This window comes from Sphingomonas sp., assembly GCF_035758555.1.
Taxonomy (GTDB): Bacteria; Pseudomonadota; Alphaproteobacteria; order Sphingomonadales; family Sphingomonadaceae; genus Sphingomonas_B.
Genome location: NZ_DASTXI010000104.1, coordinates 1 through 13230, shown reverse-complemented (window position 1 = coordinate 13230; position 13230 = coordinate 1). Strand labels below are relative to the sequence as shown.

12 protein-coding genes are annotated in these 13230 nt (G+C 66.7%); 7 read left to right on the top strand and 5 right to left on the bottom strand.

The genetic code is table 11. The annotated features are described in order from the left end of the window. Nucleotides 1-30: 30 nt before the first annotated feature. A complete protein-coding gene (locus VFT73_RS06300) occupies nt 31-1431 on the bottom strand; it encodes a leucyl aminopeptidase family protein (protein WP_326409315.1) in 1401 nt (466 codons plus the stop codon). Between the two features lie 85 nt (nt 1432-1516). Between VFT73_RS06300 and VFT73_RS06295 the strand changes: the two genes are divergently transcribed. Next, the gene (locus VFT73_RS06295; RefSeq protein WP_326409313.1) at nt 1517-1957 is read left to right on the top strand and encodes a hypothetical protein; all 441 of its coding nucleotides are present in this window, start codon (nt 1517-1519) and stop codon (nt 1955-1957) included. Here VFT73_RS06295 and VFT73_RS06290 read toward each other — a convergent pair. Next, a complete protein-coding gene (locus VFT73_RS06290) occupies nt 1954-2412 on the bottom strand; it encodes a PA2169 family four-helix-bundle protein (RefSeq protein WP_326409311.1) in 459 nt (152 codons plus the stop codon). The genes VFT73_RS06295 and VFT73_RS06290 overlap by 4 nt on opposite strands. 66 nt (nt 2413-2478) lie before the next feature. Between VFT73_RS06290 and VFT73_RS06285 the strand changes: the two genes are divergently transcribed. Beyond that, nucleotides 2479-2994, top strand: coding sequence for a DUF1697 domain-containing protein (locus VFT73_RS06285; protein ID WP_326409309.1), 516 nt, complete (start codon nt 2479-2481; stop codon nt 2992-2994). Continuing rightward, nucleotides 2991-3632 carry a hypothetical protein gene (locus tag VFT73_RS06280; protein WP_326409308.1) on the top strand — a complete coding sequence of 214 codons (642 nt, stop codon included), beginning with the start codon at nt 2991-2993 and terminating at the stop codon, nt 3630-3632. Before VFT73_RS06285 ends, VFT73_RS06280 begins: the two co-directional genes overlap by 4 nt. A gap of 37 nt (nt 3633-3669) precedes the next feature. On the opposite strand, the gene VFT73_RS06275 is transcribed toward VFT73_RS06280, so the two are convergent. Continuing rightward, nucleotides 3670-4245, bottom strand: a complete 576-nt coding sequence (locus VFT73_RS06275; RefSeq protein ID WP_326409306.1) for a PEPxxWA-CTERM sorting domain-containing protein — start codon at nt 4243-4245, stop codon at nt 3670-3672. An 85-nt stretch (nt 4246-4330) separates the two neighbouring features. After that, nucleotides 4331-5683 (bottom strand): 30S ribosomal protein S12 methylthiotransferase RimO, encoded by a 1353-nt coding sequence (gene rimO, locus VFT73_RS06270; protein ID WP_326409305.1) that lies wholly within the window; start codon nt 5681-5683, stop codon nt 4331-4333. A 160-nt stretch (nt 5684-5843) separates the two neighbouring features. On the opposite strand from rimO, the gene VFT73_RS06265 reads away from it, so the two are divergent. From VFT73_RS06265 to VFT73_RS06255, 3 genes are all read left to right on the top strand, one after another. Next, nucleotides 5844-7715: a gamma-glutamyltransferase family protein gene (locus tag VFT73_RS06265; protein ID WP_326409304.1), complete on the top strand. Its 1872-nt coding sequence runs from the start codon at nt 5844-5846 to the stop codon at nt 7713-7715. A gap of 199 nt (nt 7716-7914) precedes the next feature. Beyond that, nucleotides 7915-10896: a TonB-dependent receptor gene (locus tag VFT73_RS06260; protein WP_326409303.1), complete on the top strand. Its 2982-nt coding sequence runs from the start codon at nt 7915-7917 to the stop codon at nt 10894-10896. A gap of 107 nt (nt 10897-11003) precedes the next feature. Continuing rightward, a complete protein-coding gene (locus VFT73_RS06255; protein ID WP_326409301.1) occupies nt 11004-11897 on the top strand; it encodes a LysR family transcriptional regulator in 894 nt (297 codons plus the stop codon). Here the strand turns inward: VFT73_RS06255 and VFT73_RS06250 are convergent. Beyond that, nucleotides 11860-12753: a LysR family transcriptional regulator gene (locus tag VFT73_RS06250; RefSeq protein ID WP_326409300.1), complete on the bottom strand. Its 894-nt coding sequence runs from the start codon at nt 12751-12753 to the stop codon at nt 11860-11862. The two genes, VFT73_RS06255 and VFT73_RS06250, sit on opposite strands and share 38 nt — an antisense overlap. 94 nt (nt 12754-12847) lie before the next feature. On the opposite strand from VFT73_RS06250, the gene VFT73_RS06245 reads away from it, so the two are divergent. After that, nucleotides 12848-13230 (top strand): alcohol dehydrogenase catalytic domain-containing protein (locus tag VFT73_RS06245; RefSeq protein WP_326409299.1); only part of this gene is annotated, 383 nt, incomplete at its 3' end.

The window sequence follows — 13230 nt, the reverse complement described above, 5'->3', positions numbered from 1 at the left end:
AGAGCGTCGGTTTCGCGAGAGTATCGAAAATTAGCCGGAAGCGCCGGGGGCGTAGCGCTTTCTAAGCATTGTCCAGGCCGCGCGAAGGCCCAGCGCTTCACCGCCTTTGGGCCGTCCGGGCCTGGCCGCGGGGCGCCAGGCGAAGGTGTCGAAATGCGCCCAAGCCGTCGCCGGATCGACGAACCGCTGCAGGAAAAGCGCTGCCGTGACCGACCCCGCCATGCCGCCTTCCGGTGCGTTGTCGATGTCGGCGATGTCGGACCGCAGCATCTCGTCATAGCCGGCCCAGAGCGGCATCCGCCATAGCGGGTCGCCCTCGGCCGTGCCGGCCTCCAGCAGGTCTGCCGCAAGCCCGTCGTCATTGGCGAAGGTGGCCGGCAGGTCAGGCCCCAGCGCCACCCGCGCCGCGCCGGTGAGCGTGGCGAAATCGATCAGCAGCTCCGGCCGCTCCTCGCCGGCGCGGGCAAGCGCATCCGCCAGGATCAGCCGCCCTTCGGCATCGGTGTTGCTGACCTCGACCGTCGGTCCCTTGCGGCTCCGCAGCACGTCGCCGGGACGGGTCGCGTTGCCGGCAATCGCATTCTCGACCGCCGGGATCAGCAGGTGCAGCCGGACCGGCAGCCGCGCGCCCATCACCAGGCGCGCCAGCGCCAGCGCGTGCGCGGCCCCGCCCATGTCCTTCTTCATCAGCCGCATGCCGGATGCCGGCTTGATGTCGAGCCCGCCGGTATCGAAGCACACGCCTTTGCCGACGATAGCAATGCGCGGGTGCGCGGGATTGCCCCATTCCAGCTCGATCAGCCGCGGCGCCCGCTCGCGCGCCGCGGCCCGGCCGACGGCGTGGACGAGCGGATAGCCTTCCGTCAGCGCGTCCCCAGTCGTGACGTTGATTGTCGCGCCGGATGCCGCAGCGACCTGCTCGACCGCCTGCTGCAGTTCGGCGGGGCCCAGATCCTCGGTCGGCGTATTGACCAGATCACGAACCAGCGCGACCGCTTCCGCGACCCGTACCGTCTCCTCGATCCGCGCCGCATCGCCGGTCAGCAGCACGCGCGGCCCGGCAGGCGCCTCGGCCTTCTTGTACCGGTCGAACCGGTGCTGGGCGAGCAGCCAGCCGAGCAGGGCACCACCGGGACTGCCTTCCAGCCGGTAATTCCCCTCGGGCAAGCTCTCCGCTGCCTTGGCGAGGCACCAGGGGCCGAGCGCATCGGCCTTGTCGACGCCGACCGCCACCGACCAGTCTTCGGCCCCGTCTCCCGGCAGGATCGCGACCTCGCCCGCTTTGCCCGCGAAACGTTGGGCAGCGGCAGCGGCCTTGGCGCGGGGCGGCTGCGCCTTCAGCCAGTCCTCATGACCGGCCTTGTCGACGGGAAGGATCGCGTGCGCGCTCTGGCCGCGATCGGGCTGCACGAGTGAGGCTAAAGCGTTCACTAACCGCATTCCGAAAGGAGAAACTTAACCGCCCCTCGCACATTGATGGTGCAATCGCAAAGTGCGATCAGAAAGAGACGTCGGGATGCTCGTGCGGGTCGCTTTCGTGATGGGCATGGTCTGCCTCGCGGCAACCGCTGCACGTGCGGCGGGGCCGAAGCTGACGCTCGATATATCAAGCAACGAGCGCGTCGGCCTTAACATCACGGCCAAACCGCGCGGCGCGAGGGCGTCGGCAGCAATCGGCATGTGGAGCGACGATGGCGCGCTGGAGTTCGGCGGCTTCCAGGACCGCACCGATCCTGCGATCGCGCGCGCGGCGGAACTGGTCTCCGGTCGCCGGATGCAATCCCGCGGGCTGCGTGTGAGCGGCTCGCTGTACGAAGCCGGTCCCGATGCGGCAGGCTGGTCGCTGGGGCTGGAGGCGCGCCAGCAATGGACCAGCGACATCGGCGCGGCGCTGGTCGGCTCCTGGAGAACCGCCAGCGACTCGCGCCTCTCGGTCAGTGGCAAGCTCAGATTCTAGTGCGCGCCTTCCAGCGCGTGCTTCAGGTCGCGAACCCGGTCATGGCCACGGCGCACCGATTCATAGCATTGCTGGACGGTGCTGCGGCATTCCGGTGACAGCTCGCCGCTGTTCATCGCCGTCTCGAATTTCTCCTTGATATAGTCCTCGCCCCGCTCGACCTCGTTGATGATCGCCTTGTCGTCGCGTCCGGTGATCGCCGACTTCAGGTCCACCCAGCCGCGATGCATCGCCGCTGCGGTCGAGCCGTCGTCTTCCGGGTTGCCGCCCAGCCGCGAAACTTCGGCCTGCAGCTTCGGCACCACCTGCTGCCGGTCCTGCGCGAGCTCCCGGAACATGGACCGGAAGCGATCATTCTCTACCGCCTCGGCCGATTCCTGATAGCCGTTGACGCTGTCGATGGTCGTCTTGATGAGCGAGTTGAGCGTCGAGATGTCCTTGTCCGATCCGATCATGATTGCCTCCGGTTGGTGTTCGGGGTCAGAACGCGTCGCGACCCGAATGGGTGCGGAGTTTTTTCGATGACCGGCTATGTGGCGCTGTTGAGGGCAGTAAATGTCGGCGGGACCGGCAAGCTGCCGATGGCCGAGCTTAAGGCGATGTGCGAGGCGGCCGGCTTCGGGAAAGTGCGCACCTATATCGCCAGCGGCAACGTCGTGTTCGCCGCCAGCGGGGACGAGGCGAAGGTGAAAGCCGCACTCGAGGCGAAGCTGGAAGCCTATGCCGGCAAGAAAGTCGGCGTGCTGGTCCGCACCCCCGCCGAGATGAAAGCCGTGCTGGCCGACAATCCCTTTGTCAATAAGGCACCCAACCGCACCGTCGCGATCTTCCTCGATGCCCCGCCGGCGCCCGATGCGCTGCAGAAGGCAAGCGGCGTGCAAGCCGAAGAGCTGCGCCTGGGCCGCCGCGAAATCTACGTCCACTACGGCGACGGCATGGCGGATTCGAAACTGAAGATTCCCGCCGCCGCGGCAGGCACCGCGCGCAACATGAACACCGTCGCAAAGCTGGCGGAAATGGCGGGAGAGCTTTCGTGATATCCGCCCTCAAGTCACTGCTGGCGACTGCGCTGGTCCTCAGCAGCATTCCGGCGAAGGCTGAAGCAGACGACCCCACCGCAACTGATCCTCCCGTTAGCGAGAATCAGCTCATCTACAAATGCGACCCCGCCACCTTTGCCCTGACGTTGAAAATCAGGGAGTCCGACGCGTCGCCGGAACCGGGCGAGACGATAATCGATCCCGCCGACCTGACCTACATCGCGCCAAATTGGGTGAATGAAGGCCAATATGTCCTGCCGCTCATTCGATATGAGCAGTGCGGGCCGATCACGCTTCAGCTGAAAGGCGATTTCTACAATTCGAATACTGAAGGAGAGGCGGGCGCATATCCGCCGTACGTCGGCGTCCGTCTTGTCCTGTTCGGATACACACGCTTGCCCACAACCGGCGACAGTCTGAAAATGACCAGGTGCGAACGCGGGCTCCCCCGGGCGCCCGATTGTCCAGAAGGTTTCGCTGTATCGCTCGAAGGTCATCTCGATCCGCAGACCAAGAACTATTCCATGACGGTCCGGACCGAATCGACGGAGTGGCTCGGCGGCGATATTCGCGCGTCGTCGCGCACGATTCAGCTGCTCGATTGGGAAGATTTTGAGCGATGGCCTAAACGGTAGAACGGGCGCCCCGCGATCAGCGGAGCGCCCGGTTGTGTCAGGCGAAGGACAGCTTGGTCGAGCGGCGGCGGAGGGCCGTGCCGACTGCGCCGAAGCCGAGGATCATCATCGCCCAGGTCGCTGCTTCCGGCACCGCCGACAGCGTGAAGGTGCCGGCGCCGCCGGTCAGCTGAAAGTTGATGCCGCTCAGCGTGAACGGCACCGCGCCGACCAGCCCGCCCTGGATCGAGACATAGTCGATGCCGTTGGTGGCGATCGTGTTGGTGTCGAGACCGAACAGCGCGATCGGCGTGTTGCTGATGCCGGCCAGCACGCCGACCGTCGAACCGGAGATGCCGACGAGCGCGAGCTGCAGGTCGGGCAGCGCGAAGTCGAACACGCCGAACGAAGGCGCGTCAACCTTGACGTTCGTGAAGTCGATGATTGGCGCGGTGGGCGCAGCGTCGATGTCGATCAGGCCGTCGAGCACGATTCCGGTGTTGAAATTATAGCCATTGGCCGTGCCGGCGATGGTGCCGTCATAGCTGAGCTTGACGACGACGGCCTGGGCCGCGGCCGGCACCATGACCGTGGCGAGCGCCGCAGCCACATACGCAACAAGCTTCTTGAACACGAGCTAACCCCTTATCTTTATGGATGATTGAGAGTCGGGGTCATATCGTCCCCGTTTCGATCCATCCATGCCAGGTTGCCGTTAATTAAGTCCCGATATGGGACGGTGGCCCAGCCGGCACGCCGAACAGGTCGTGCTCGTCGGCATCCTCGATCAATGCGGGGACGATGTCGCCGGGCTCGAGGCCGCGGGCGTCGCGCAACAGGACATTGCCGTCGATCTCCGGGGCGTCAGCCTGCGAGCGTGCGGTGGCGCCGCCGTCCTCGTCCACCTCGTCGATGATGACCGGCAGCGTGCGGCCGACCTTTGCGGCGAGCCGGGCGGCGCTGATCGCAGCGGTCTTTTCCATGATCCGGGCGTAGCGCTCTTCCTTGACGTCCTCCGGCACCGGATCGGGCAGGGCGTTGGCGGCCGCGCCTTCGACCGGCTCGAACCGGAAGGCGCCGACGCGATCGAGCTGGGCCTCGTCCAGCCAGTCGAGCAGATACTGGAAATCCTCTTCGGTCTCGCCGGGAAACCCGACAACGAAACTCGACCGGATCGCGAGATCGGGGCAGGTCCGTCGCCACGCCTTGATCCGCTCCAGCACCTTGGCGTCGTTCGCCGGCCGCTTCATCGCCTTCAGCACCTTCGGGCTGGCGTGCTGGAACGGGATGTCGAGATAGGGCGTGATCAGCCCGTCGGCCATCAACGGCACGACCTGCTCGACGTGGGGATAGGGGTAGACGTAGTGCAGCCGCACCCATGCGCCGAGCTTGCCCAGCTCGCGCGCAAGGTCGGTCATGTGCGCGCGAACCGGCGCGCCTTTCCAGTTCCGCTCGGCATGGCGGAGGTCGACGCCATAGGCCGAGGTATCCTGGCTGATCACCAGCAGCTCGCGCGTGCCGGCCGCAACCAGTTTCTCCGCCTCGCGAAGGATCGCGTCGGGCCGGCGGCTGACCAGGTCGCCGCGCAGCGACGGGATGATGCAGAAGGCGCAGCGGTGGTTGCAGCCCTCCGAAATCTTGAGGTAGCTGTAGTGACGGGGCGTCAGCTTCAGTCCGGCTTCCGGTACCAGGTCGATGAAGGGGGAGGGGATCGGCGGCGCCGCCTCGTGCACCGCGTCCACCACCTGCTCATATTGATGCGCGCCGGTGACGGCGAGCACGTCCGGAAAGCGGGCGCGGATCACCTCGGCTTCCTTGCCCATGCAGCCGGTGACGATCACGCGCCCATTCTCGGCGATCGCCTCGCCGATCGCCTCCAGGCTCTCTTCCTTCGCGGAATCGAGAAAGCCGCAGGTGTTGACCAGCACCACGTCGGCGCCGGCATAATCGGGCGACATCTGGTAGCCGTCGGCGCGAAGCTTGGTCAGAATCCGCTCGGAATCGACCAGGTTCTTCGGACAGCCGAGCGAAACCATGCCCACCTTGGGCGGCGTGGGAAGAGTGGTAGCCATAGGGAAGGCGCGCCACATAGTGCGAACCTCGCCAATTTTCCAGTGGCACGCGCTTGCCCGTTTGCGAGGGCTGCTCTGTTCATTCGTCGGCGCGCCGCCTAAGCAGGCGCCACCGGCGCGGAGGACCGACCGCGCCCAGAACATCTGAGGGGAGCCATCCATGCGCCGCCGTACCTTTCTCGCCGCCCTGCCTGCGTCCGCGCTCGCGTCGCCGCTTCTGGCGCAGCAGGGCCGGCCGACGCCGGAGCCCGCGCAGAAGGGGCCGGGGCAGGGCGGCGTGCCCGTTCCGGACCAGGGGCTGCCGAAGAAGTGGGAGGCCGGCGAGCCGCGTTTCGTGCGGCCGGACGTTCAGGCTGGCGACCGGCCGTTCGGAGCCAGCTTCGCCTCGCGCACGTCCGCCTACGGCCTCTCGGGCGCGGCCGGAACCGCGCACCCGCTGGCGACGCAGACCGGCATCGACATTCTGAAGCGCGGCGGCTCGGCGGTCGATGCGGCGATCGCGATCAACGCCTGCCTCGGCTTCCTCGAGCCGACCTCCAGCGGCATCGGCGGCGATTGCTATGCGATGCTGTGGGATCCCAAGGCGAAGAAAGTCATGGGTCTCGCCGGATCGGGCGAATCGCCGCGCGCGCTGACTCTCGCTATCGCCCGTTCCCGCGCGAAGGACGGCGCACTGCCGCCACGCGGCGCAGTGACGGTCTCCGTGCCGGGCGCAGTGGACGGCTGGTGGACGCTCCACCAGCGCTACGGCAAGCTGCCCTGGGCCGAAGTGCTGGCGCCCGCCATTGCGCTTGCCGAGAACGGCGCGCCGGTACCGGACATCATCGCCTGGTATATCCGAAGCAACCTTGCCGCATTCGTCAGCCCGGGATCGGGCATCGAGGAGACGGAAAACGCCGTCCGCACCTATGGTTTGGCTGACGGCAAGGGGCCGAAGCCCGGCAACGTCTTCCGCAATCCGGACCTTGCCCGCACCTATCGGATGATCGCTCAGGGCGGGCGCGATGCCTTCTACAACGGCCCGATCGCCGACACGATCGAGCGCTATTTCAAGCGCATCGGCGGCTGGCTGACCCGCGCCGACATGGCCGCGCACCACAGCGAATGGATCGAGCCGAATTCGACCGACTATCGTGGCACCACCGTCTATGCGCTCGGCGCCAACACGCAGGGCATCGCGACGCTGCAGATGCTGAACATGATCGAGCGGTTCGACATGGAAGGCGCCGGCTTCCAGGCGCCCGAGGCGCTGCACTGGTGCGTCGAGGCCAAGCGCCTCGCGTACGAGGACCGCGCCCGCTACTATGCCGATCCGCACTTCTCCAAAGTGCCGGTCGAGTGGCTGATCTCCAAGGAATATGCCGAAAAGCGCGCGGCGCTGATCCGGCGCGATCGCATCCTCAGCCCCGCCTATCCCGGCCAGGCGCCCAGCCATGGCGACACCACCTATTTCTCCTGTGCCGACAAGGACGGCATGATGGTGTCGATGATCCAGTCCAATTTCCGCGGCATGGGCTCCGGCCTGGTGGCGGACGGGCTCGGCTTCATGTTCCAGGACCGCGGCCAGCTTTTCAGCCTGCAGGACGGGCACCCGAACATCTATGCGCCCGGCAAGCGACCCTTCCAGACGATCATTCCCGGCTTTGCCTGTCAGGACGGCGAGCCCTGGATGAGCTTCGGCGTGATGGGCGGCGACATGCAGCCGCAGGGTCAGACGCAGATCATCGTCAACCGCGTCGACTACGAGCTGGAGATCCAGTCGGCCGGCGACAGCCCGCGCTGGCATCACGAGGGCTCGTCCCAGTCGATGGGCGAGGACGCGGCCGGCCTGCCCGCGAACGGGCTGCTGCGGCTGGAAACCGGCGTGCCTGACCGGACCAAGGCGGCGCTTGCCGGTCTCGGCTGGACGATCGGCGAACCGGACGGCGGCTTTGGCCGCTACGAGTGTATCGAGCATCGGATGGACGGCAAGGACCGGGTCTATGCCGCCGCCAGCGAGATGCGCGCGGACGGTTGCGCATTGGCCTACTGAGCCGATCCGAAAACCGGCGCGAGGGTGACGCTACGGCATCCGTGACGACTGTGCCTTGGCCGTCACAATCCCCGAAAAACAGCCGTTTTTCTGGCGGTTGCGCCATTGACCTGACGCCGCTTCTTCGCCCACGGCTGTCCGTGAAGCGCGGCTGTTCGATCGCGCCTGTTGCGATGTAGCGAAAGGGATGATGCACGAAATGCGTAAGCTTGATCTGCTCGGCGCCACTGCCATTGCTCTGCTCTTCACCACCCCCGCACTTGCCCAGGATGTCGGCAATGCCGCGCCGCAGGGCGCTCCCGAAGCCGGCGCCGCGCCGTCGGCCACCACCGACGCCGCCGACGAGGGATTGGGCGACATCGTCGTCACGGCCCAGCGCAAGGGCGAACGTCTGCAGGACGTGCCGATTTCCGTTTCCGCCTTTTCGGGCGACGCGCTGAAGGCGCAGCAGATCAACAACGCGACCCAGCTGCAGCTGTCGCTTCCCAACATCACCTTCACCAAGACCAACTTTACCGCGTCCAGCTTCACGATCCGCGGCATCGGCGACCTGTGCGTCGGCTTCGCCTGCGACACCGCGACCGGCATCCACGTCAACGACATGCCGCTGCTCTCGACGCGCCTGTTCGAGACCGAGTATTTCGATCTTGAGCGGGTCGAGGTGCTGCGCGGCCCGCAGGGCACTTTGTTCGGCCGCAACGCGACGTCGGGCGTCGTCAATTTCATCACCGCGCGTCCGAACCTCGCCAGCTTCGGCGCGTCGGGCTCGGTCGAATACGGCAATTTCAACTCGATCCGCGGCGAGGGCATGATCAATGCGCCGATCACCGACACGATCGGCGTGCGCGTCGCGGGCTATTACCTGAACCGCGACGGCTTCACGAAGAACCTGAACCCTGCCGCCAAGAGCCGGATCGACGACCGTGATCTCTATGCGCTGCGCGGCACGCTCCGCTGGGAGCCGACCGAGAACACGACGCTCGACCTCATCGGCTATTATTTCCACGAAAAGGACAATCGCAGCCGCATCCAGAAGCAGCTCTGCCACCGCGACCCGACCGGCATCCTCGGCTGCCAGCCCGACCGGCTCGGCTACGACGTCGCGAACGGCAACGCGACGCTGGCGACGGTGCTCTCGTCGACCGAGTTCTTCCGGATCAACTCGCCGGCGATCGCCGCTTTCGGGCTCGGCAGCGTCTACGGTCCCGACCTGACCTTCGGCGGCCTGACAGTGCCGACGGACCTCCGCACGGTGAACATCGACTTCACGCCGACCTATTATGCCAGCGAATATCACATCATGGGCCGGCTGGAGCAGCAGCTCGGCGATCAGTTCAAGCTGACGCTGACCGGCGGCTATGCCGACAACAAGGTCGATTCCAGGACCGACTACAACCTCGCGTCCGACAATCCGCTGACCAATAATCCCGGCCTGCTCACGCTTGCAGCGGCCTCGCAGGCGCCCGGCTCCCCATTCGCGAAGGTCGCGCAGGCGCTGATCCCGAACGGCCCGAACGGCGGTGTCTGCGTGTCGAATATCGACACCAGCCTGACCGGTGCGTTCGGCGGCAATCCGATCAAGTGCGCGCCCGGCAGCACCGACTACGACCGCTCGCAGAGCCACGCGCGGCAATATTCGATCGAAGGCCATGTCGACAGCAGCTTCGACGGTCCGTTCAACTTCCTGCTGGGCGGCATCTACGTCGATTCGAAGACGAAGCAGGGCAATTACGGTGTCGCCTCGTTCGGCCTCGACTATGCGGCCGGCATCCTTGGCGCGGCGCAGACGCTCGGCCAGCGCGCGGCGGGCAATGCGGCCTTCCCGGACGTGTTCCTGGCGCCGCCCTTCTTCTTCAACAACACCGATCTGTTCACGATCAAGAGCTACGGCCTGTTCGGCGAGACCTATTTCGAGGCGAGCGACCGGCTGAAATTCACCGCCGGCCTCCGCTATTCGCACGACAAGAAGTTCGTGCGCGCGCGCAGCCCGATCCTGAGCTTCGCGGTGCCCTACGGCGTGACGGACGGGACGCAGTCGCCGTTCATCGCCGCCTATGACGCCGATCCGGGCCGCACCGGCAACCAGCTTTTCGCGGAACGCGAAGTCAGCTTCGGCCGCCTGACCGGCCGCGCCGTGATCGATTTCAAGGTCACGCCGGACAATCTGATCTACGCGTCCTATTCGCGGGGCTATAAGTCGGGCGGCATCAACCCGCCGATCCCGACCGAGTTCAACGTGTCCGAAACCTTCGCGCCGGAAGCGGTCAATGCGTTCGAGATCGGCACCAAGAACACCTTCGCGAATGGCACCATCCGCCTGAACGCCTCGGCCTTCTACTATCAGTACAAGAACCTGCAGCTCAGCCGCATCGTCGCCCGCACCTCGGTCAACGACAACACCGATGCGGATATCTGGGGTGTCGAGGTCGAAGGCATCCTGCGGCCCGATCCGCGCTGGCTGATCAACCTGACGGCGAGCTATCTGAACACGTCGATCAAGTCGAAGCTGCTCGTCGACTCCCGCGACGTCTCGGGCGGCCGGTCGGATGCGGTGATCATCAAGGATATCACCAACGCGTCGAACTGCGTCGTGACCGGCCCGAACGCTGCGCTCGCCAACGCCTATGTGAACGCATTCAACTCCGGCCTCGGCCTCAAGCCGGCGGTGGCGGTGCCCGGTACGAAGACGACCGGCGCGTACAGCGTCTGCACGGCGCTCGCCTCGACCGCGGCGAACCCGCCGGCCGCCCTGCGCACTGCGTTCGGCATCCCGACGGGGCCGCTGCCGTTCACCGTGTCGGACGGCATTCCGGTCGATATCGGCGGCAACAAGCTGCCCAACGCTCCGGCGTTCAAGGCATCGGCGGGCGTCCAGTACACCGCAGACCTGCCGGGCGGGCTGACGCTGGTCCCGCGCGCGGACCTGACCTTTACCGGCGATCAGTACAGCCGCAGCTTCAATCGCCAGATCGACCGGATCCCGAGCTTCACCCAGGCCAATGCCCAGATCCAGCTCAATGGCCGCGACGATCGCTGGTTCGTGCGCGCGTTCGTATCGAACATCTTCGATTCGAACTCGATCACCGGCCAATATGTGACGGACCAGAGCTCCGGCCTGTTCACGAACATCTTCACGCTGGAGCCGCGCCGCTACGGCATTGCCGCCGGCTTCAAGTTCTGACACTGGGCACCGGGGCGGCGGACGATCCGCCGCCCCGAACCGCCGACGATCGTCAAGAAGGGGGAGTTGCGATCGGGTCTGTTGCGTATTGAGTTTGGGCCGATCGAATGAGACGCGATTATTTCGGCGACCTCGCCGCTTTCGCCGCGGTTGCCGACGAACGAAGCTTCACCCGCGCCGCCGCCAGGCTCGGCCTCTCGGTGCCGGCGCTGAGCCGCACCATCCAGTCACTGGAAGAACGTCTGGGCGTGCCCCTGTTCGCCCGCACGACCCGCAGCGTCGCGCTGACGCCCGCCGGCGAGCGGCTGCGCGGGCTCGGACCCGATCTCGACGCGCTGGAGGCCAGGCTCGCCGGGCTATCGGACGCCGCCGGAGAGGCTGCCGGAACCGTCCGCATCGCCGCGTCGCGTCACGCGACGTCCTCGCTCTGGCCGGCGCTGAACCGGCTCCTCGCCGATCATCCGGCGATCCAGCTCGATCTCGTTGCGCCCGATACCGATGCGGACGCCACGGTTCGGCTCGGCGAGCAGGTCGAGCACGGCATGGCCTCGGTCCGGATCGGCCCCGACCTCCGCTTGGCACTAGTAGCGGCGCCGTCCTGGCTTGCCGGCCGCCCGCTGCCCGCGACCCCGCACGATCTGGCGGAGCAGCCGGCGGTGGTCTGGCGCGAGGCGCCGCTGTGGCAGCTGGAGCGCGCCGCAGTTCGCCCGGCGGCGCGGCTCACCGTCGCCGATCCCGAGCTGGCCGTCCGCACCGCACTCGACGGAGTCGGCTTCGCGTTTGTCTTCGAGGATTTGGTCTCATCCCACCTCGCCACCGGCCGCCTGATGCGCGTGCGGCGCGAATGGTGTCCGGCGATACCGGGCTATCATCTGCACTATCGCAGCGAAGCCGCTTCACCGGCGCTGCTGGCGGTCGCGGATGCGCTGCGCTTCCAGCCCGAGCGCGACAACGTCCGCCGCCTCACTCTCGATAGCGGAGCGCGTCGACCAGCAGCGTGAAGGCGGGCGTCGGCTGTCGCCTGCTCGGATAATAGAGGTGGTAGCCGGAAAACGGCGCGCACCAGTCTTCCAGCACGCGCACCAGGCTGCCCTCGGCAAGGTCGGTCTCCACCTGATCCTCCAGCACGCACGCAAGGCCCAGTCCGCTACGCGCGGCGTGGAGGACCAGCGGCACGTCGTTCGACGCGAACTGCCCGTCCACGCGCACGCGCAGCTCGCGGCCGTTCTTCTCGAACTCCCAGGCATAGAGTCCGCCGAAGCTTTCCAGGCGCAGGTTGATGCAGATGTGATTGGCAAGGTCCTGCGGCGTTCGCGGTGCCGGATGCTGCTCGAAATAATCGGGCGAGCCGACGACGGCGAGCCGCAGGTCGGGCCCGATCCGCACCGCGACCATGTCCTTCGCCAGATGCTCGCCCAGCCGCACGCCGGCATCGAAACGCTCGGCAACGATATCGGTCAGCCCGGCATCGACGCTGACCTCGACCTTCAGGTCCGGATAGCGCGGCAGCAAGCGGGCGAGCGCAGGCCACAGCAGCCCGCGCGCCGCATTCTCCGACGCGACCAGACGCACCGTGCCGGCGGGCTTGTCGCGCAGTTCGCTGAGTCCTGCCAGCTCCGCATCGATCTCGTCCAGCGCGGGGCGGAGCGTCCTGAGCAGCCGCTCGCCCGCATCGGTGGGGGCCACCCGCCGCGTGGTCCGCATCAGCAGCCGCACGCCCAGCCGCTCCTCCAGCCGCCGCACTATATGGCTCAGCGCCGATTGCGAAGTGCCGAGCCGCGCCGCCGCCCGCGTGAAGCTCTGCTCCTCCGCCACGGCCAGGAAGGCACTGAGATCGCCGAGTTCCTCCCGCCGCATTCATGAATCTTACAGATAAGTGCATGCCGATTATAGCGCCTAATCGCGGGCGCGGGCAGGGCCTACATGGGCGACGAACACGATGAGGGAAAGCATGACCACCCAAGCCTATGGCAACACCGCCGCCGACCGTCCCCTCGGACCGCTGCAGATTGAGCGCCGCGCGCCCGGTCCGCGCGATGTCGCGATCGACATCCTGTTCTGCGGCGTCTGCCATTCGGACCTGCACACCGCCCGCGGCGAGTGGAACGGCACCATGTACCCGTGCGTGCCGGGGCACGAGATCGTTGGCCGCGTGACCGCCGTCGGCGGTGAGGTCGACCGCTTCAAGACCGGTGACGTGGTCGGCGTCGGCTGCATGGTCGACAGCTGCGGCACCTGCCCGTCGTGCCGCGAGAGCGAGGAGCAATATTGCACGGGCTCGGGCTTTGTCGGCACCTATAATGGCGAGGACACGCATCTCGGCGGCCACACCTT

Coding starts and splice junctions, on each gene's coding strand:
- VFT73_RS06295 (WP_326409313.1), top strand. CDS start 1,517: ATGCTCGTGCGGGTCGCTTTCGTGATGGGCATGGTCTGCCTCGCGGCA.
- VFT73_RS06290 (WP_326409311.1), bottom strand. CDS start 2,412: ATGATCGGATCGGACAAGGACATCTCGACGCTCAACTCGCTCATCAAG.
- VFT73_RS06285 (WP_326409309.1), top strand. CDS start 2,479: ATGACCGGCTATGTGGCGCTGTTGAGGGCAGTAAATGTCGGCGGGACC.
- rimO (WP_326409305.1), bottom strand. CDS start 5,683: ATGGCTACCACTCTTCCCACGCCGCCCAAGGTGGGCATGGTTTCGCTC.
- VFT73_RS06265 (WP_326409304.1), top strand. CDS start 5,844: ATGCGCCGCCGTACCTTTCTCGCCGCCCTGCCTGCGTCCGCGCTCGCG.
- VFT73_RS06260 (WP_326409303.1), top strand. CDS start 7,915: ATGCGTAAGCTTGATCTGCTCGGCGCCACTGCCATTGCTCTGCTCTTC.
- VFT73_RS06255 (WP_326409301.1), top strand. CDS start 11,004: ATGAGACGCGATTATTTCGGCGACCTCGCCGCTTTCGCCGCGGTTGCC.
- VFT73_RS06250 (WP_326409300.1), bottom strand. CDS start 12,753: ATGCGGCGGGAGGAACTCGGCGATCTCAGTGCCTTCCTGGCCGTGGCG.